Here is a 20,613-nt window from a genome sequence, read left to right on the forward strand (position 1 = left end):
GAGATCCGCGTGAGCCCATGGAGCAACGCGTGGCCCAGGCGATGGCCGAGCTCCAGGCGGTCGAGGCCGCCGTCGCCCGGGCGGAGGAGGACCTGCGCGATGCCTCGCACACCGTGCGCTCGCGTGACCGCACGGTCGAGGTGACCGTCGGGCCGCAGGGCGAGCTGACGGGGCTGCGCTTCCTGGACGGCCGGTACCGCTCCATGCCGGCCGGCCAGCTCGCCGCGTCGGTGCTGGAGGCCGCGGACCAGGGGCGCGCGGAGATGGCACACCGGGTGCGGGAGATCTTCGAGCCGCTGACCCGACCCAGCGGGGTGGCCCCGGAGTTCGGCGGGTTCGACGTCGACTGGGACCGCATCCTCGGCCCCGCCCACGAGGGTGCAGGGGGCGGCGGGCGGCCGGCGAGCGACCGGCTGCGGGACGAGATCCATGACGACACCGACGACGGACGGCCGGGCACAGGGAGAGGCGGACGGGCATGAGCGGGCTGTACGAGGCGGACCCGGGCGGCCTGCGGCGCAGCATCGAGGAGATGAAGAACCTGCCCGCCCTGGCGAAGCAGATGGGTGAGGCCTTCCTGCGCCAGGAGAACGACTACACGGAATGGCCCGGCTGGACGGACGACTTCGCCCGCGAGGTGCGTCCGAAGTACGAGGAGAACAACAGGTACTGCACCGACATCACCCGGGGCCTGTACGAGGCGCTGGACGCCCTGGTCTCGGCGACGCTCACCAACCTGGAGAACATCGAGGGAACCCGCACCGACACCACCGAACAGATCCAGGCCCACCAGCGGAAGACGGACGAGGCCCTCCGGGGCGACGGCGGGCAGGGGAAGCGCTGAGTGCAGGAGATCAATTTCCCCGAGGACGTCAGGAAGATGCTCTGGATCCTGCTCGGCGAGATGCCGTTGCAGGCCAGGGAGAACCTGGCGTGGGACAGCCGTGCCCTCTACCTCGACCTGGGGAAACGGGTCCTCGAACTGCGCGACGCCGTACAGGAGTCCGTCCAGAACGCCGGCCGTGCGCTGCCGGAGGACGTCGCGCGCGGTTACGTCCAGGGTCTGTCCCTGCTGACGGACGACGGGGGGATCAACCGGCTCCAGGAGCTGGTCCGTCAGCTGGACGTCATGGCGGACGGCCAGATCGACTACTCGATGAAGATCCAGGAGTCGAAGTGGGAGATCATCGCCGAGATCGTCATGCTCCTGATCGAGCTGGCTTTCCTGGCGGCGATGGCGTTCTTCACGGGCGGCACCTCGATCTCCCAGATGGCGCTGGCCCGGGCCCGCAGCCGGCTGGCGCTGCTGATGATCATCGACCGGCTGCTGCGGATGACCCATATCGCCCCGGCGCTCAGCGAGGCCTTCGCGGAGGCCATCCAGACGCTGGCGGTCAAGCTCGCCCAGATCGCGTTCAACCCGCCCGGCCGCAAACCGGACGGCATCGACTGGGGTGACGTCGGCAAGGCGGCGGCGTTCGGTGCCCTCGGCGGTCTCTTCGAGAGCGTCGGCGGGTACTTCTCGAACAAATTCAAGAACTGGCTCAACAACGGCGGGGACTACTTCGACAACCTGGATTTCCCCGATTTCCCGAACAACAACCCGTTCGTGTCCAAGGTGCTCAACGACGTCTACGACGTCCCCGCGGTCTTCGTCGTCTCGGGGCTCAGCGAGTCGCTCGCGGAGGTGTTGGTCAACGGACTCTTCGACGGCAACTGGGAGTTCAAGTGGGAGACGTTCGTGGGGGCCGGCACCAGCGGGGTGTTCGGGATGTACGCCGAGTCCGCGGTCGGGGGCGGGGCGCTGTGGCTGAACAACAAGTTCTTCGCCCCGCCGGTGAGTCCGGACTCGCTCAACGACCTGCCCGGCGCCGGGGGTTCGGGTGGCGGTGACGGGGCGACGCGCACGGTGCCGGCGCCGGTGTCGACCACCGGTTCCGGTCTTGGCTCCGGGCCAGGTCCCGGGCTCGTCCCGGGCACGGGCACGGGTCCGGGCTCCGTCGCGGGAAGCGCCCCGCCGCTGACCACCACGCCGCCGTTGACCACGCCGCCGTTGACCACGACGCCGCTGGTCAGTACGCCACCGACTACGACGCCTCTGGCCAGTACGCCTCCGTCGTCGTCGCCGAACGTGACGTCATCGCCGAACGTGGCCCCGTCGTCGAACGTGACGCCCCCGGTGGTCGTACCGCCGCTGATCTCGTCCTCGCTCCCCACGGCGCTCACGCCCGGCATACTGGCGGGTCCGAAGTCCGTCCCGTCGTCCGGTGCCTTGCCGTCGGGTTCCTCGCTTCAGGGTTCCGCGCTCTCCTCGCAGCCCACGCCGCTCGATACAGATCTCGATACGGATCTCACCCCCGAGCTCATGCGGTCGAGCGATGACGAGGCGACGTCCAGGGACGCGACGACGCAGCCCTCCTCGTCGTCGCAGCCACCGGCCGGGCGAGGTGCGGCAGCCGGGACCCCGGACCAGCGGCCGGCCACGGTGACGGAGACGGAGACGGACGGCGAGGGCACGCAAACCGGACTCGGCGACGAGTCGCAGGGATCCTCCGCCGCCGCGCCGCATCTGCCCGCCTCGTCCTCGCCCGCTGCTCCACAGGCATCCTCGCCCCCGGCCGCACGGCCGTTGGCCGGCACGGATCAGACGAATCCGGTCGAGGAATCCGCGTCGGAGGAATCAACCGGAAGTGGGGCGTCGAACGTTGGTGGGACACCAGCCGTTGGCGGGGCGCCGAACGTTGGTGGGGCACCTGCCGTTGGTGGGACACCGACCGGCTCCGCCGCACCCCCGACGTCGTCGTCCGGCGTGCCGACCGCCTCTTCCCCGCAGCAGGAGGACTTGCCCGGTGCGCCCGGCCCGGATGCCGACCTGGCGACGGGCCGGCCCGAGGTGGTCGGGGCATCCGGCCCCACGACAGGGGCCACCGTCGGCGCCCCTGGGTCGCCCGCCTGGGAGGCGGCGCGTGCCGGGGCGGAGCCGGTGCCACGTTCGCACACCTGGGTCGACCCGGTGTCGGCGCCGCCGGACCCCCAACAGCCGGGTCAGACCACCCAGTTCGCGGTGAAGTCGAAGTTCGACGTACGCCGTTTCGAGCTGGACGGCGAACAGGTCACCGACCTCACCGTCAAGGTCGGTGTCGGCAGCCCGGACCGGATGCCCGAGGGTGTCTGGGAGAAGGTGCTCAGCGGCGTCGAGGCCGCGCTCAACGCACCGGGCCACCGGCTGCCGAACGGTGACCTCCTGCATGTGACCGTGGAGCGCGTCGAGAGCGACCCGCACCCCAACGGGCTCAACGTCGGCTTCATCGGCCGCGACCGGCAGATGACCCGCTCCGCCTGGTGGGCGGACGCCGACCCCGTCGACTACGCGCACGAGATCACGCACATGCTCGGCCTGCGCGACGAGTCCCGGCACGCGGTCGCTCCCCACCGCCCGGACGTCGAGGGGAGCCTCCTGGGGGACTACCGGCGCCCCGCGCCCGAAGGGCTCGCCCAGGGTGGTCTGCGCGGCCGCCATCTGCAACTCATCAGCACGCTCGTCGGGGACCTCACCCCCGCACGCCCCGAAACCGCCGGCGCCACCCCCGCACGCTCCGAAACCGCCGGCGCCACCCCCGCACCCGCACCCGCACCCGCGACCGCGACGGCGAGGCAGTCCGCCGCGCCACCCGTCCGCCGCCCGGCCACGACCGGCGGCGGGCCCGGCGGCGCGCTCGGCGCCGAGCCTTACGCCCCCGTGCTCCCCACCACCCGGCCTCCCGTCCTGGACCGGGAGCTGCCACGGCCGCTCGGCGGGCGGCGGGACCGGGCCGACTTCGGCAACGGCTCCCGGATGCCCGCCTACATCGACGACGTACAGGAACTCCTCCAGGACGCGCCCCCGGAGGTTCTTCTCGAACTGGTCTCCGGCGGCGTGACCTTCGGGCACAGCGACGTCGTCCTGCGCGGCACCGGCCAGGCGCTGGCCGAGATCGGCCGGCTGCTGTCCGCGGGGACCGACACCGTGCGTCCGGCGCGGCCGAAGAAGGGCCGCCCGACCGGTTCGAGCCTGATGGACGACGTCACGTACGCCTTCACGCACGAGCCCAAGACGCTGGCCGGGGACGGGCGCGTCTTCCCGTACACGGCACAGGACGGCAGCGCGCGGAAGCTTTCGGTCACCGCGCGGCACTACGGCGACTGGGAGCAGTTCACCGACACCTACGGCAGCCCCGTCAAGGTGGACGGGATGCACCGCTCGGTCGTCACCGCCGGGCAGAGCAAGACCATGCAGTCCGCGGTACAGATCGCTCTCGGCGGCCCCATCGGACCCGTGGGCGCGGCCGCCTTCAGCGGCTTCGGACGGATCGGTCTGCGACTCGGTTTCACCGACCGCGTGGGATACGGGCAGACCGAGCAGGGGACGAGCCAGACGGAGACCCGCGCGCTCGACGGCTCGCGGGTGTATCTGGACCACGTCTACTACGACCTGCGGGTCACCGACGCGGAGGGCCGGATCGTGACCGGCCCCGAGCCCGCCGTCTTCGGGTTCGCGGTGCGCGACGGGCTGTCCGTGCGGCTGCCGGACAGCGTGACGAGCACGACCGCGACCCCGGGGCGCATCCCCCGCTCGATGGAGCTCGGCCGGCAGTCGGCCTACCGGCTCGTCCGGACGGAGGGGTTCGGCCCCGTCTCCCGGATGCGGGACTGGGCCGCCCAGGAGATCGGCGTGGCACCGGGCAGCACCGCCTACGGTGAACTGAACTCCTTCTTCTCCTCGTTGAGCTTCCAGCGGCAGAGCCCCGCGCTGTCGAGAGGCCGGGTCACCACCGTGCCGCTGTTCGCCGACGACAAGGCCCGCACGCCGCTGGGCGTCTTCGTCGTCGATGTGGTGCCGGGCCGGGCGACGCTGATCACGGAGACGCCCGACGCGGAGATGCGCGACATCAACACCCTGACCGTACGCAACGACCGGAGCGTCCAGAAGACGGCGGCACTCGGCATCGACGGCGTCGCGGGACCGGCCTTCAACTTCTTCGACCTGGGGAACGGGACGCTCAATCTCCGGCTCCAGTTCGGCGGGGCGTTCCGCTACCTCTTCTCCGTGTCGCGCACCGCCGGCCTCGGCGGCTCCGGGGCAGTCAAGACGGCCGGCCAGGTCAAGGGCGACGCCACCGGCCTCTACCTGGTCCGCAAGACGGTGTACGTCCAGCGCAGCGGCACCGGCACCCGGCCGCAGCGGTTCCACACCTGGAGTGTGGACCGGATGACCCGTACGGAGGCGCGGCGGCTGGCCGGCTGGGACGACGGGCTGCGGCGCGCGCTGCGGGCGGGGGCACCCGAGCCGTTCGCCCCCGCGTATCTGACCCCGGACAGGCCGCCCACCCTGGGCATGCACCGGGTGGAGGAATTCGCCTTCAGCGACGGTACGAAGACCGGGCCGGCCGGTGTCACAGGACAGGAGCGCACCCTCCTGGACACCTTCGCCGACCAGGTGCTGACGGCGCTCGCGGCGACGTATCCGGGGCTCGTCGCACGGCTCGACCAGCTGGCGCCGCCCGAGCACAGGACCTGGCGGGAGCGGGCGCACGCCCTGCTGGACCGGCCCGACCCGTCCGCCGTCGCCCGCCCCGCGCCGATGCGGTGGAGGAACGACGACGAGTACCGCACGGCTCTCGCCAACACGCTGGAGGTCCTCAGCGCCCTGTCGCACCGGAGCATGGCGGGGAACCTGGAGGCACTGACCACGACCGGCATCCGGATCCGGTTCAACGAACCGGGCCGGATCGGACAGGGCCACCGCTACATCTGGCTGCACGGAGAGCTGACCAACCGCCGCTTCGAGGGCGTGCAGGACGACTTCAAGCTGCGCTACAGCTCGGTCGGCGTCGAGCGGGTGGACGGTCAGAAGAGTGCCAAGCGCATCGGGGAGGCGGGCGTCGAGGGACTGCTCGCCTTCCGCGACCCCATGACCGACGACATCGGCGCTCCGCACAACTCGGGCGGTCCGAGCGCCGGCGTGCGCTGGGGGTGGCAGAACGACGAGGAGACCAGCTTCGGCGCGACGGCCACGTACGAGCCGATGACGGTGAGCGCCGGGCCGTCGCACCTCTACCGTTACGACCTCTCGCTCACCGTGGACCGCGGCGGGTACTGGCGGTTCCGGGGCCTGCTGCGCGGGGCGGCGACGCTGGGGCTGCTCGGGACCCAGCCGTTCGTCTTCAGCCGGCCGCAGGACCTGCTGATCGGTACGGCCCCGGGCGGGCGCCGGGTCGGCGGCGGCCCCCTGGCCGCGCAGGTGCTCATCAGTATCCCCGGCACGCACGCGCCCGCGGTGGACCCGCACCACCACGGCGCCGCCAACCCCTATGCGAGCGTCGCACTCCAGCCGGTACGCACCCTGCGCCCCGACCGGGCGCGGGCGCTGGCCCTCGGTGACCTGTCCCGGCCGGGCAGCCTGGTACGCGCCACCGACCTGGTAGGGGAGCCGGGCCCGGTGACAGCGGACGGCCGGGGCTCGAAGATGTTCCGGGACCTGCAGAACCATCCGTTCCTCACCATCGACGTCGTGCCGTCACCGGCACTCGTCGCGGCACTGGGGCAGACGATGACCTCCGGGTCGGGCGGTGCGTGGCAGCTCACCGAGGAGGGGGCCCCGACCCGCGAGGCGGTGCTCCGTGCCTTCCAGCCGCAGTATCTGACGGCCAACTTCGACCAGAGCTCCGGGCCGCTGGGCTGGAGCGCGTCGGGGCTGATGGGGAAGGGCCCGTACGCCACCCTGTGGGCCACCTTCCGGCATCTGACGGCGGTGAACGGCATCCAGGCACTGACCGGGTCGGTGCCGATGGACACGGAGATGGTGCTCGGCGGCACCGGCCAGACGGCGGGGAAGCTCACGAAGACCCGCACCTTCTTCGTCGGCGGGCAGCTCGTCTACGCACGTTCCCACGCGGCCGGGCCCGGACTGCTCGGCACGTACGGTCTGGTCGCCAGCCCCTGGTCGACGGCCGACCAGTCGAGCAGGACCGTGACCCGCTCCTTCGTCCACGACATGAACCGCAAGGGCTTCGGCCACCAGGTGCTCGTGTCGGGCACCGCCGAGCACTGGCTGGCCCTGACATCGAGCCTGCTGGGCTCCGGCGCCGCGGGCCGGCCGCTCGTGCCCGACTGGATCGCCGCGGCGGCCGGCCGGATGACGACCGTGCCCGGCGGCTGGCTGGCCCATGTCCCGGAGAAGAGCGCCCATCTCGTGGGGCTGATCGACGACGGCATGGGCGAGGTGCCGCGCTACACCCGCCACCGCTGGTCCCCGCAGTCATGGCTGCGGGAGGAGAACTTCGGTACGTACGCCGTCAATGCGCTGGACCCGACGACGGCGCTCGCCGCGTTCGAACAGCAGGTGGCCGCGCTCGGGCTCGACGACGCGGGCAGCGAACGCGTCCGCACTCTGGTCTCCTCCCGCGTCCTTCGGTCGCTGGACAAGGAGACGACGGGCAGCGGCTCCTCCGTCCCGGCCCGCACCGGGGCGTGGGGCTGGCACACCCTCCGCCTCGGCAAGCGGCAGGTCCGGATCAGGGTCCAGCTCGAACCGGGCACGCCGACGTTCGAGATGCTGGACCACAGCGTGGAGATGGAGGAGAACCGGCGGGCCATCGAGACGGTCACCGAAGGCGCCGAGTCCACGAAGGGCGCCGACTTCGGCTACCTCGTGGGGGAGGCCGTCCACACGGAGAACACCACCGGGGCCGTGGCGGGGGGCCCCACCTTCACGGAGACCGGCTCCGGCCGGAAGTCCAGCGGCGAGAGCCGCACGGAATCCACCCTGACCGTGTTCCGGGCGGCGTCGACGGAACCGTATGCGGAGATCGCCACGCCCTACACCCTCCGGATCACCCTGGAGGCGGACGACCCGGCGCCGGGGGACCGGGGGGCCGTACGGAAGGGGTTCGACCGGTTCCGCGGCAAGCAGGTCATCAGCGTGGCGCACTCCGCCGGGACCCTGCGCGAGCACGTGCCCCTGAGCCTGATGGCGCCCGACGCCGAACCGGGCGCCGATCTGCTGCCGCCCCCGGACCTGACGGGGCTCGCCGCGCCGCGGCAGGGCATCTCGCCGTACGTGCTGGGCCCTGACACCCTGCACGGTGACGGCACCCTGAAGCCGTTCCGTTTCCCCGCCACCGGCTTCGACGTCCGTCGGATCGTCGGTCTCGCGGAGATCCAGGTGGCGAACACCTACGCGCTGGCCCTGTCGTACGACGCGGGCTTCTCCATGGACGGGCCCGACGCGGCGCGCCGGGCCAGGGACACCGGGCTGACCCGGCTGGGCACCGGCTCGGCCCAGGCACTGGAGGACGGCTCCGGCAACGCCGCCCTCACGGCGTACTACCACCGTGCGGTGACACCGCAGGGCTACGGCATCCCCGGGCTGACCGAGAAGAACATCGCCGCCACCGAGAGCGCGCAGCTCGAGCTGTACGCCAAACCCGACTTCAGCCGCGCCCGGCTGCTGACCGTCGCCGACGGCAAGAAGATGGAGATGCTCCGGCGGACCGGGGTCGGCGCCGCCTCTTCCGTCGGCCGGGAGAACGTCCAGGACTCCGCTCTCGGGGCGGGAGTCCTGATCAGCTCCGACAAGACGGGCCTCCACCAGATCGGCGGTTCGGGCACCGGGCCGTACGCCGCCGAAGGCGACGCGCTGCCCACCTCGGCGGATCAGCTGACCTCCATCAACACGAAGCCCAAGACGGGGCGGGTGTTCCTGTTCGCCGTGCCGACCTCGTGGCTGAGCGTCGCCGATGTGCGCCGGGGCATCAAGGACACCCCTGTCGGGCGCTTCGTCGGCGGCACCTTCGGGCGTGTCAGGCCCGGCCCGAAGGCGGTGGGCTCGGAGGCGTACGCCCTGACCTGGATCAGGGACGACGTCGCCAGGGACCTCGGCCTGATCGACGACACGAACTTCCCCGCCCAGGTGGGAGCCGCGTGGGACGCGGTCGGCAAGGCGAGCAAGGCCTGGGTCGACGCGGACAAGGCGTACTGGAAGAAGCGCCGTTCGGCGACCGGCCTGAGGGAGGAGCGGGACGCGGCGCAGGTCGTCCTCGACGACGCGGAGACCGCTGCCGGGGCTGCGGGCCGACGGCTGTCCCGGGCGTACGACGTGGCCGAGGCGGCCCACCGCGCGGTGGACGCGGCGGAGGAACGCCTGGACGGGGTCCGGAGGGCCGGTCAGCGAGACGTACGCGAGGCCCAGGAGGTCCTCGACGCCGCCGAGGCGGCCGACACCGGTGAGGCCGCCCATGACGGCTGGGCGGAGCTGATACGCGAGCAGATCGCGGAGGCCCGTACGGCCCTGGCCGCAGCCGAACGGGCCGCCCGGGAAAGGGTCGCGGCCGCACAGGTCCGCACCGTCACTCCGCGGGAGCGGGCGGTCGCGGCCGACCGGCGCGTGACGGCGGCCGAGAAGGACGTGGCCACGGCGGACAGCCGGGTCGGGGCGGCCACCCGCCGGCGCGACGCCGCCGCCACCGCCTTCGGCAACCGGCGCGCACTGCTCGACACGCTGAGGACGACCGCGGAGGACGCGGCGGCCGAGTACCACCGGGTGCGGTCGGCGACGGACCAGCTGACCCGGTGGCACCAGGAAGCGGCCACCGCCGAGGGCCGGGAGCGCCTGGCGGGCCGGGCGGAGCCCCCGGCGGTCACCTACCGGAAGCCCGCGGCGGTGCCGCCGCCCCCCGCGTCGCCCGCGCCCCCGGCGTACACGAGGGCCGGCACCGGCACGGACGCCCGGCTGACCTCGCCCGACCACGTCACGTACGCGCTGCACGACGTGCCGGAGGACGGGGACGCCTTCCTGCACGCCCTGGTCGAGGGGCTGAGCAGGAGCGCGCCGCACCTGCTCACCGAACAGGGGGTGGACCTCGGAGACCGGAGAGCGGCGGCCGACGCCGTACTGCGGATGCTCACCGCCAGGCTCATGGACCCGTCGGACGCGGACCTGCTCGACGCCGTCGCCCCGGACGTCACGGACGCCTTCAGCGACGCCGAGGCGACCGGGGCGGGGCTGCGGGGGACCGGGCCGCTGGGGGCGGGCACCCCTGGGGGCCGCGAGTTCGACGGGCTGGGAGGGCTGATGCCGCACTCCGTGACCCCGGACCGCGCGGCCCGGGCCGCGTTGGCCGTCGCCCAGCTGACGCGCCCGGGGAACACGGAGGGTGAGGCGGGCTGGAACCACGGGGCGGCCGATCTGCTGCCGGTGCTGGCCGCCCGGACGTTCGGGGTGGACATCACCGTCGTGGACGAGGCAGGGCGCTTCCAGGACTTCGGGCCGGGACCGTCCGACCCCACAGGGCACCTGGCGGGCTCGCTGGACGCGCTGCCGGAAGGCCCGAGGCCGCGCGTGGTGCTGAGCCTGGCCGACCGCCACTACCAACTCGCGGTTCCCGAGCCGGTTATGACGGAGACACCGAAGCCCGGGCCGAAGCCCGAACCGAAGCCTGAGCCCGAGCCGAAGCCGCAGTCTGAGCCTGAGCCCGAGCCGAAGCCGAAACCGAAGTCTGAGCCCGAGCAGGCACCGAAGCCGGAGCCCGAGCAGCGCCCGGCCGACGCGGCCAAGGGGCGGCCCGTGCGGGTTCCGGGCACTGGGGCGTGCCTCTTCCTCTCGTTCATGGCGAGCGACCCCGGATACGTACGCAGCCGGCTGCCCGGCCTGGCGAAGTCCCACCCCGCCGTGTACGCCTGGCTCGACGACGCCGGCACCGTACGCCGCGAACTGAGCAGCCGTGCGGAGGTCCGGTCGACGAGCGGGTACTACCCGGGCGGCCCGGAGACCGCTGTCGTCGACGCCATGCGCACGGCCGTCGAGGACTACCTGACCGGCAGCGAGGGCCGGCTGCCCCCGTCCGTCATCGGGCAGCTGCGCCTGTCGGGGGTGGCGGAGTTCGGGTCCAGGATCGCGCGACTGCACCGGGCCCAGCTCGTCCCGCTGCTCGCGCACCACGGCGTGGACGCGGACACCCTGGTCGACGGCTCGGAGGCGGGCCTGCGCACGGAGCTGGCCCTCCTGTACCCGACGAGTGACGCCCCCCTGGACACCGCGGAGATGCACACGGTCCTGGACGCCGTCTCCCGCTGGGAGGACCGGTACCTGACCGACGTCGGCGAGGTCTTCCTGCCCCTGCTCGCGCACACCTTCGAGGCCCGGGTCGAGGTCGCGTGGAACGGCCGCCTGGCCGACACCCGCAGGGCCGGCCCCGGCGACGCGTCCCGTGTGGTCGAGGTCCACTACAACGGGGTGGACCACTACGACGGGAGCAGCGCGGAACCCATGGACCTGCTCGTCTTCGGCGAGAGCGTGGCACCCAAGCGCGTGAAGCCCGAGGAACGCGACAGCGAGGGCGACGTACGGGTGAACCCGCTGTGGACCCCCCTGGACGAGGTCGACCCCGATCTGCTGATCACGGCGAACCCGGACGCGGTGTGGATCTACACCGTGACCGGGGACGGGCGGGTCCTGCTCGGCAGCGAGCAGCCGAGCGCGATCCTCACGCAGGAACAGTTCGACGCGCTGCTCGACGGGATGCGGCGTGAGACGCCGGACCTGACGGCGGACCAGCTGCGGAGGGACCTGGACGGTCTCGGGCACACGGGCATCGCGGCGCGGTTCGGGGAGTCGGGCCGGTCGGAGCCCGGGATGAGCCGGGTCTCCGGCGAGTTCCTGTGGAGCAAGGAGCTGAAGCGGTGGACGGTGAACGACAAGTCCGGCCGCTACATGAGCGAATCCGTCCGGCCCGGCCTCGATCCGGACGTCGCGGCGGGCTGGCTGCGGGAGGTGGCGAGGCTCTTCACGGAACGGCTGGGCGTGCGGGTCGTACCCGAACAGGTCAAGACCGCCTCCGCCGCCCCCGCGGATCCTCCGGCTCCGCCCGTGGTGGTGCCGGTGAAGGGGATGGTGTCGCTCGCCGAACTCGACGCCATCGGGGTGACGCTTTCGCTGGCGCAGTCCACCCAGGCGGCGATTCTCGGCGACAGACTGCCCGTCGACGAACTGGGCCTGACGCCGGAGCAACACCGGCTCATCCGGGTACAACGAGGCGAGCCGGACACCACCGCGACCACGAGGTTGTTGCTCGCTTCGCCGGAGCCCTCGTCCCCGGAGGGCAGCGTCGACTCCCTCGACATGATCCTGGACTGGGAGGACGGTGACGAGGGGGACAGCCTGGACGTCGAGCCGGACCACCACCAGATCCTGGAGGACCTCTACGGCCCCGGGATCGACGCGGCCCCGCTCTATCCGGCGCTGCGCGAGACCCTGGTGCGGCTGGACACCCTGCGCCGGGCGGTGGCCGCATCCCCGTTGCGTGACGGCCCGTTCGACCTGGACGAGGTGACCCGGTACGTCCTGGGACTCGGCGAGCAGGCTCCCGTGACCAAGGCGCAGCGCGGCGAGCTGTTCCGGGTGGCGCTCGACGAGAACGTGGAAGGGGCCACGAGCCTCGCCGGCCTGGCCGCCTTCCGTCTGATGCTGGACGGGGTGTTCTCCGTCGCCCGCACACTGCCCCGGACCGGCGGCAGCCGGGGGAGGAACTGGACGGGCGGCAGGATCAGGGACCTGGACACCGCGCGGGCGGTCGGAGCGGCTCAGCAGCCGTACGGAGAGCCCCCGCTCGGCGACACCGACCCGGCGCCGTATGTCGTCCTGGCGGCCGAGGGCGGCCACGACCACGTCGTCGTGCTGGACGGGGGCGGCACCCCGCACCGGGTGACCACGGAGGTGTTCGCCGAGCTGCTCGCTCTGGACCCGGTGCTGGCCGGGCTGCCGGACGACACCCCTGTGGTCCTACTGGTCCCGGAGGCCGGTGCGCGGGGCCTGGATCTGCCGCGCGCCGTCGCCGACCGCACCGGCCGCAAGACCTGGGCCACCAGCGGCCGTCTGCGGTTCACCCCGCAGACGGAGGGGGGCCCGGCCGCCGTCTCACCGGAGCACCGTCCCGGTGAGACGGCGGGGGCCTGGAGCGTCAGCGAACCGGGCAAGGTGCTGGGGCCGGACGACCTGCGGGACGCGCCCGCCTGGGAGAGCGAGGTCGTGTCGTACACCCAGGTCGCGGAGGGCCGGTCGATCGGACGCTTCGTGTTCCACCCCGCCGAGGCGGCCCGCGTCGAGGGGCTGATGCGGCAGATGCCGGCGGCGACGGAGCTCTGGCACCAGGATCCGGTCACGGGCGTCCTGACCAAGGACCCCGACCCGGTGCCCTGGGCGGGCCGGCCGGCCTACTTCTTTGCCGTACACGGGTTCCCGGGGATGACGGACATGGCGCTGGAGGACGGCACGAGCCACATCGTGCGTTCCACCGCGACCGGTGCCTTCCTCAAGCGGCGGCCGAGCGTGGCACGGCTCTCCGACGACCACGTGATCGTGATGGACGAGTGCTGGCACGCGACCGCGGGCGGCCCGGACTTCGTCAACGGGGACGCCCCGCTGATGCCTTACGTCGCCGACCCCCTGGCGACCGTCAGCGACGCCCAGCACACCGCGAACGAGACCGGCCGCACGGTGTTCGCCTCCACCAGGCCGAGCGGCATCCAGCGGCTGAGCGCGGAGCAGGGCGGCGGATACGTCCGCATCCTGAGCACCGATCCGCGGGGCAGGCGGGGGCGGTGGCTGGAGTTCCGGCCCGAACCGTCCGGCGCCGCACTCGACGAGGTGGCCCGAGCCGCCGGCCTCCACCAGGACGACGGGCCGGCTCCGCCCGCTGTCCGGGACGCGACCCTGCGACTGGTACGCGCCCTGCGGACGGCCTTCGGGGCGGACGTGGACCAGGACGCCGACTACCCCCGGCTGCTGGCCGGCATCGGCGCCCTGGAGACGATGCGCGGGAGAGATCCATGGCTGGCCGGCGCCACACCGTTCACCATGGACCTGCTGGACCAGGCCGTACGGGAGATCCGCGGGCCCCTCCCGGACGGTCCGCCGGACGGCGCCGCCCTCGGCGCCGAGGACTACCGCGCCGCCCTGCTGCACACCGCCGCGGCACCCGGCACCGATGCCGCCCTCACCGCGTTCGTGCCGCTGCCCCTGCTCGTGGAGGCGGCCCGCCGGCTGGGCGGCTTCGACGGGCCCGGCGCCCTCGACGCCGAGGCCGCACGCGTATTGCGGCTGCCGGACGGCGCCGGGGTGGGCCCGGCCCAACGGGCCCGCTTGTTCTGGGCGACCGCAGCGGCGCTCGCCTGGGAGCACCGGACCCCCGACCCGGACGGCGAGGGCGCGCGGATCCTCCACCTGGAGCGGCCCGACCCGGCGCGGCGCGACGAGCTCATCGGCCTGGTGGCGATGGCGGCGGCCGCGGGACGGGGCCTGGACAACCCGGCGGCCCTGGCCGCGTTCCATCTGGAGGTGCTCGGGGCCCTCGCACCGGAGACCCGGCTGCTCGGCGCGGACGGCACCGCGGCGGGACGCACCTGGTTCCCGAGCGCGCGGACGCCGGGACCGCTGAACACGGGTGTCCTCGTCACCGCGGTGCCCAAGCCGGGCGGCGGACACCAGCCGGGCGGCGTGGAGCCCGCGCCGTGGAAGACCCCCGGCAGCCCCGACCCGTACGTCGTCTGGGCCCCCGGGAACTCCGGCCATCTCCTGATGTCCCTGCCCGGCAGCCCCGTTCTCCGGGTGCCGTACGACGAGGTCGGCGAGCTGTTGTCCCACGACCGGGAACTGGTGGGCAAGCCCCTGCGGACCGACCTGGTCCTCGCCGTGCGCGAGGCCGGGGCGGCTGCCGGGGCCGACCCGCGCGACACGGTCAGCGCGCTGACGGGCAGGGGCGTGTGGACCACCACCGACAAGGTGTTCCTGACCGGTAACGCCGCGCCCGGCTCTCCGTACGTCGTCGTGTCCCTCAAAGATCCGCCGGCCCCGGGCGGGCCGTCGGCGGCGGGTTCCTGGTCCCGTGTCCGGCCCGGGGACTCCACGCGGCCGGAGCCCGGCACCACGGTGCCGCACACCGGTGAACCCGGGCTCATGCTGACGCCGGACAGCGCACCGGGCACGCCGGACGTGGAGAGGCCGGCGGCGGAGTGAGGGAAGAACCACTGACCGGTGCCGCCGCGCCGGGGAGCGGGAGTTGTCGTATGTTCACCCAGTCTTCATGAAGTAACTGCCCGTTTTCTGCCACCAGTTGGGCCTACTTGGGTGATGTGGGGCGGGTGTGGTTGCCGAGGCGTAGACACGTGAGGACCGTATGACCGATCCCGGAGCCGGGCTGTGAGCCGATGGTCCCTGAAGCGGAAGAGGCAGACCGGTCACGGCCGCACCCCGGAGGCAGCCGGCACCGCCGTGTTCGCCGTGGAGGAGTACGACGGGATCGTGCTGCTCAGGTCGGCCACGGACGACTCGCTCACCACCGCCGACATCGGCGACCTGGCTCGTTCCCTGGCGTCGGACGACGGCACGGTTACCGTGGTGACCGGGGCCGAGGAGGAGACGGCGGACGCCCTGTGGCCGCGCCTCGCCGCCCTGCTGGACTCCCTCCGCGACGAGGACGTCACGTCCGTCAGGCTGGTCATGTCCGGTGCAGGGGACGACAGGCCGGGCCGTGAGGCACCGGCGCGCCGCATCGCGGAGGCCTGGGGGCTGGAGGTCATCGCACCCGACGCCGTCGTCCTCGTCGTACCGGGCGGCGGCCTCTTCGTCCCGGGGGTGCGCCCCGACTCCCGTACGGTGTGCGGCTGGTGGCGCTTCGCGCCGGGTGAGGAGCCCGTCGCGCTCGGTCCTCGTCAGCCCGTCCCCGACTGGCAGCCAGGGCCCCCGGTCCGGGTGGAGAGCACCGCGGGCGGGTGCGTGGTCGAGCAGATACCCGCGGGACTGCTCGTACGGCCGAAGGACGCGCTCGCTCCGCGCCTCGGGGACCTCTGTTACGCGATACCCGTGGACCGGAGCGGACCGCTGGTCCTGGTCGGCGTCCCGGACGGGGAGGACGTCCTGCCCGCCGATGTGGCGGAGGCCGTCGCCTCGCTGCCTGCCTCCGCGCGGTCCCGGGTCCGGATCGCCCCCGGGGGGCGGAGCGACGTGCTGGAGGTCGGCCGCTCCCTGGCCGGGTCCCTCGGCCACGACGTCGTCGTCCACACCGGGCTGCCGCTGCTGCCCACGGGCGGCCTGACGGACCGGTACGCCGTACGGGCCACGATCGCCGACGCCGACGGGGTCCCCCGCTGGCATCCGTACGTGGACGCGGTCGTGTGTCCCCCCGGGGAGGACCCGCGGCTGCTGCGCTGGAGCTCGCCGGTGCCGGGCCGAGGGCGGGGGGAGCAGGGGGTGCTGCCGCTCTCCGACCGCTGGCAGGCCGCCGTGACGCGGGCGGGGCTGTGGATCAGCGGGCCGGACGGCGACCCGGTGCCGGTCGCCGGACGCCCGGTGGCCGCCGACGGCCCGGTGATCGAGGTGGGGAGAGCCGGAGAGCCTCTGGACGCGTCGCTCTGGCCGGAGCTGTCCCGGCTGCTCGACGCGCTGGGGCCGGATGTCTGCGGCCGTGCCCGGCTCATGGTGCACGGCACCTGTGTGGACGGCGGTCAGGCACTGCGGGGTCTGGCCGGGCGGCATCACCTGCGGAGCCTCCGCTTCGGGTCGCTCCCCGTGCCGGGGGCGGGGCGTGCGGTCCGTTCCACGGCGCCGGCCGTACCGGCGCCGGCCTCGCCCGCCGGCTCCACGGCGACCCAGGGAGCCCGGCCGGCCCGGGGCCTCACGTCCGGCTCCACGCCTGCCCGGGCCTCTGCGCCGGCTCGTACCTCTGCGCCTGCCCGGGCCTCTGCGCCGGGTCCGGCGTCAGCTTCCGCTTCCGCGGTAGCTCCGGGCTCCGCGGCTGCCTCTGCCTCCGCTTCCGCTTCGGCCTCCGGGCCGCTGCCCGCGCGTGCGCTCGCTCCGGCCGCGCGTCCGCGTGGAGCCGGTCCGCGCATCCCTCTGGCCCAGCTCCTGGAGCCGGACTCCGGCCCCGAGCCGGCCCCGGTGTCCGGCTCCCCGGCGCCCGCCTCGCCCGCTCCCGCGCCGACGCCTGCCGCCGCGGCGGAGGAACTCGGCTCGGCGGCCACCGGGACAGCTCCCGGCCCTGGGGAGCCTGGCCCCGCGCGAGCGTCCGGCGCCGCGGGGGCTTCGGGCTCGACCGTGCCCCCGGGCGAGTCCACAGCCCCCGCGGCCCCCGCCCCCGCTCCCGTACCTCCGGAGCCCGGGCCCGCCGAGCCGCCCACCGCGCCCGCCAGGGTGATCGCGACCTCCTCGGACCCCGACCCCGTACCGGCGCCTCCGACGGCGAGCGGCGCGCTTCGGGGCGCCGAGGCCTTCGCCCCGGCGCCGTTCCTCCCCGGGTACAGCAGTACGGAGGAGGAGCGAACGGCGTTCCGGGAGCTCGCGGCCGGCGAGTGGGAGCGTCACGGGGCCGCCGTGGCCCGCATGCTCACCCGCATGCCCGCGCTGCGCGGGCGGGAGCAGGAGGCTGCCCGGGCCGACCTGATCGCCCTGCGGCTCTATCTCCTGGGCCCGGAAGGGCCGTTGGGCCACGCCGCACTGCACCACGCCCTCGGAACGGGCGACGGAGAGCTTCTGCCCTACGCCGCCTGCGTGGCGTCGGGGCTGCGCCGTCTGCCCGCGTTCCGGGGAGCCGTCGTGCGGGGCGCCGGCCCGGGGGAGACCCCGGCGGCGGGGAGCCTGCTGAGGGATGCCGGTCCGGTCAGCGCCCTGCCGGCCGACGGCGACCGGCCGATGCCCGGCGGCGCACGCTACCTGGTCCCGTCGGTCACCGGGCGCCGGGTGCGGCAGCTGTTCGACGGATCCGCGGACGACGTCCGGGCCGACGAAGTGGTGTTCCCGCCGGGGACGGTCTTCCGGGTCCTGGACGTCCGCGCGGACAGCGGATCCCCCGCCTCCCCTCTGATCCTTCTGCGTGAACTCCCTGGAATCCCACCGGCGTCCGCCTCCGGCGGGGCACCGCTCGACGACCAGGACAACGCCGCGCTCGCACGGCTGGACGCCGCGCTCGGCGGCGGCCCCGCGGCAACGGCCCCGGGTCCCTGGCCCGACCGCTGCTCCGGACCGGTCGGTCTCCCCCACAGCAACGGAAAGAGTGACTGATGGCCCGTGAAGAAGGCGCCACGCGCCCTGAGGTGCGCCGCGCCACCGCTCTGCCCCAGGTCTCCGGCACCGCCGTGGGCCCCGCCCTCACTCCTCGTACCCCCGCGGCCGGCCGGGCGGCGGGCGAGGAGCCGGGTGGAGAGGCGGAAGGGCGCGCCGAGACCGTGGGCACCGCCACCCGCACCCCCGCCACCGTGTCCGAACCGGAGGCCGGTTCAGGCTCCGCCGCCGACGCCGGTGCCTCGACGGCCGGCCCCTCCGCCGAACCGGACCACACGGCCGCGGTGGCGGCGGGGGCCGGCGGCATGACGGAGCCGCCCGCGGCGACGGCGGCCACCGGTGAACCCCCGTCCCCCCGGCCCAACAAGCCGCTGCTGGCCGCCGCCGCCATCGGGGGAAGCCTCCTCATAGGCGTACCCCTCCTCTTCATGGGGATGAGCGACGACGACACCCGGACCCGGCCCGCCGCCGCGTCGGTCTCGTCCGACGTGATGCCGCTCGACAAGGGGCGGACCGGCCGCACGGCGGGGAGTTACGTGCCCGCCTCGCCCTCCGCGACACCTTCCCCCAGCAGCACGCCCAAGGAGCCCGCCGGGCCGTCGCCGTCGGCGCCGGTCACGCAGGACAGCGGGAAGGGCACGACGAGCGGTACGCGGAAGCGGACGGAGGCGAAGACCGCCGCGAAGCCTGCCCCGTCCAAGGCCGCCGTGCGCCGGGCGGCCGTCCGGGCCGGGGGCGCGCTGCCCACGGCGGCGCAGTTCTCGACGGTGACGGGCGTCCTGATCAAGAACCGGATGACCGGGCTCTGCGCCGATGTGCCCGACTACGGGAAGGGGAAGCTCAACGGCAAGGTCGAACAGTTCACCTGCGACGGGTCCAGCCGCGACAACCAGCTCTGGGACCTGGTGGTCAACCAGAAGGGCGCGGGCCCCGGCGGCGCCGACCTGTTCACGGTCCGCAACGCCAAGGACGACTACTGCCTCGACCTGCCGGACTACGGGGCCCGGCCTTCCCGTACCGGCGTCTTCGAATGGCACTGCAACCCCGGCGCGGGTGACAACCAGATGTGGTTCCTGGACAAGCGGGCCGACAGTTCCTTCTGGATCCGCAACCACAAGAGCTCCAGCCTCTGTCTGGACGTCTCCGGCCTGGGAGGTTCCGGCGGCCGCGGCGCTCATCTGACCGTGTTCACCTGCTCCGCCCAGGACGACCACGCGTGGTCGTTCGCGTGACCCCGCACCGGGCCGCCCCCGTCCCCGCCCGCGTTCCCTCACCCCACGGAGGTTGATCCGATGCCCGCTCCCCGGGCTCCCGAAGGCCCCGGGCCCGCTGCCGCGGCCGGTCCGCCCGCCGTCCGCCAGGCGGTCGCGCTCCCGGCGGGCACCGGTGTGCCCAGCGGCGCCCTGGCCCCGGCCGGTTCCCGGCGTGTCCCCGCCGCCCTCCCCGAGGGGCCCGGCGCACCCGCCACCCCGCACGGGGGAAGGAGCACGGAACCGGAAGCCGGGACGGCCACGACGACAGGCGAGGCCACGGCGACAGGCGAGGCCACGACGGCCGATTCCACGACGGTCGGGACCACGACGGTCGGCGGGGAGCCGACGACGGCCGGGACCACGACGGTCGGCTCCCGTCCGGTCACGGGCGAGGCGACGGTCACGGGTGGCCCCCCGGCCACGGGCGAGGCCGGAGCCGCGGCAGTCGGCGGGTCTCCGGGCGCCGCGGCAACGGCGCCCGCACCCGACGCACCCGACGCCGGTGCGGACGGGGCGTACGCGGGGCGCCCGAAGAAGCCGCTGCTGGCCGCCGCCGCGATCGTCGGCTCCCTCCTGGTCGCCCTGCCCTTCGCGCTGGCCTCGGACGGCGGCCGGGACGACGCGGCCGCCGGTCTCGTCACCTCGGCCACGACAGGCACCGTGCTCCACGACGACCCCTCCGGCCTGCCCGGTGCCTTCACCGCCGAGTCCCCCTCCGCCTCCCCCACGGCCTCCCCCTCGGTGGAAGCCGCCACCAAGAAGCCGAAGGCGGCCCCGAAGCCCCCGGAGCCGCCCGCGGCGTCCACCGAGCCCACGACGGAGAAGAAGAAGAAGCCCGCCGCCACGCGGAAGGCCGCGACCGCGGCGGCCACCGAGAAGGCGGCGCCGCGCTACCCCGGGCGCCCCCTGGTCAGCGCCCAGTCGGGCAAATGCCTGAGCGCGGGCTCCGGCAAGGACGGCACCCAACTCAAGCTGTGGACCTGCGACGGATCAGCCTCCCAGCGCTGGGACTTCAGGTCCGACGGCACCGTACGCGCCCTGAACATGTGCATGGACGTCGCCTGGGCCTCGACGGAGGACCTCACGGCGATCCAGGTGGCGTACTGCAGTGGCAACCCGGCCCAGCAGTTCACGCTCAACTCCACGCAGGACCTGGTCGCCGGGATCGCGGGCAAGTGCGTGGACATCTATCAGGCGGCCACGGCCAACGGCACCCCGGCGGTGCTCTTCCCCTGCTCGGGCGCTCCGAACCAGACCTGGTCCTGAGCCGGG

Annotated in this window: 6 protein-coding genes; all 6 read left to right on the forward strand. The window is 74.0% G+C overall.

From position 1 onward, the window contains the following. Positions 1 to 17: 17 nt before the first annotated feature. The 6 genes from ACIP63_RS28440 to ACIP63_RS28465 all read left to right on the forward strand — a co-directional run bounded on the left by ACIP63_RS28440 (position 18) and on the right by ACIP63_RS28465 (position 20,607). On the forward strand, positions 18 to 482 hold the full coding sequence (locus ACIP63_RS28440; protein ID WP_401521131.1) for a YbaB/EbfC family nucleoid-associated protein: 465 nt from the start codon (positions 18 to 20) through the stop codon (positions 480 to 482). Further along, entirely contained in the window at positions 479 to 844 is a 366-nt protein-coding gene (locus ACIP63_RS28445) for a hypothetical protein (protein WP_401521133.1), read from the forward strand. The genes ACIP63_RS28440 and ACIP63_RS28445 overlap by 4 nt, the downstream gene beginning before the upstream one ends. Further along, entirely contained in the window at positions 845 to 15,049 is a 14,205-nt protein-coding gene (locus ACIP63_RS28450; RefSeq protein ID WP_401521136.1) for a lonely Cys domain-containing protein, read from the forward strand. It abuts the gene before it with no gap. A 183-nt stretch (positions 15,050 to 15,232) separates the two neighbouring features. Continuing rightward, entirely contained in the window at positions 15,233 to 18,088 is a 2,856-nt protein-coding gene (locus ACIP63_RS28455; protein WP_401521138.1) for a hypothetical protein, read from the forward strand. Next, a complete protein-coding gene (locus tag ACIP63_RS28460) occupies positions 18,088 to 19,320 on the forward strand; it encodes an RICIN domain-containing protein (protein WP_401521141.1) in 1,233 nt (410 codons plus the stop codon). The genes ACIP63_RS28455 and ACIP63_RS28460 overlap by 1 nt, the downstream gene beginning before the upstream one ends. 60 nt (positions 19,321 to 19,380) lie before the next feature. Then, the gene (locus ACIP63_RS28465) at positions 19,381 to 20,607 is read left to right on the forward strand and encodes a ricin-type beta-trefoil lectin domain protein (RefSeq protein WP_401521144.1); all 1,227 of its coding nucleotides are present in this window, start codon (positions 19,381 to 19,383) and stop codon (positions 20,605 to 20,607) included. The last annotated feature ends 6 nt before the right edge of the window (positions 20,608 to 20,613 follow it).

This window comes from Streptomyces sp. NPDC088746 (genome assembly GCF_044751065.1).
Taxonomy (GTDB): Bacteria; Actinomycetota; Actinomycetes; order Streptomycetales; family Streptomycetaceae; genus Streptomyces.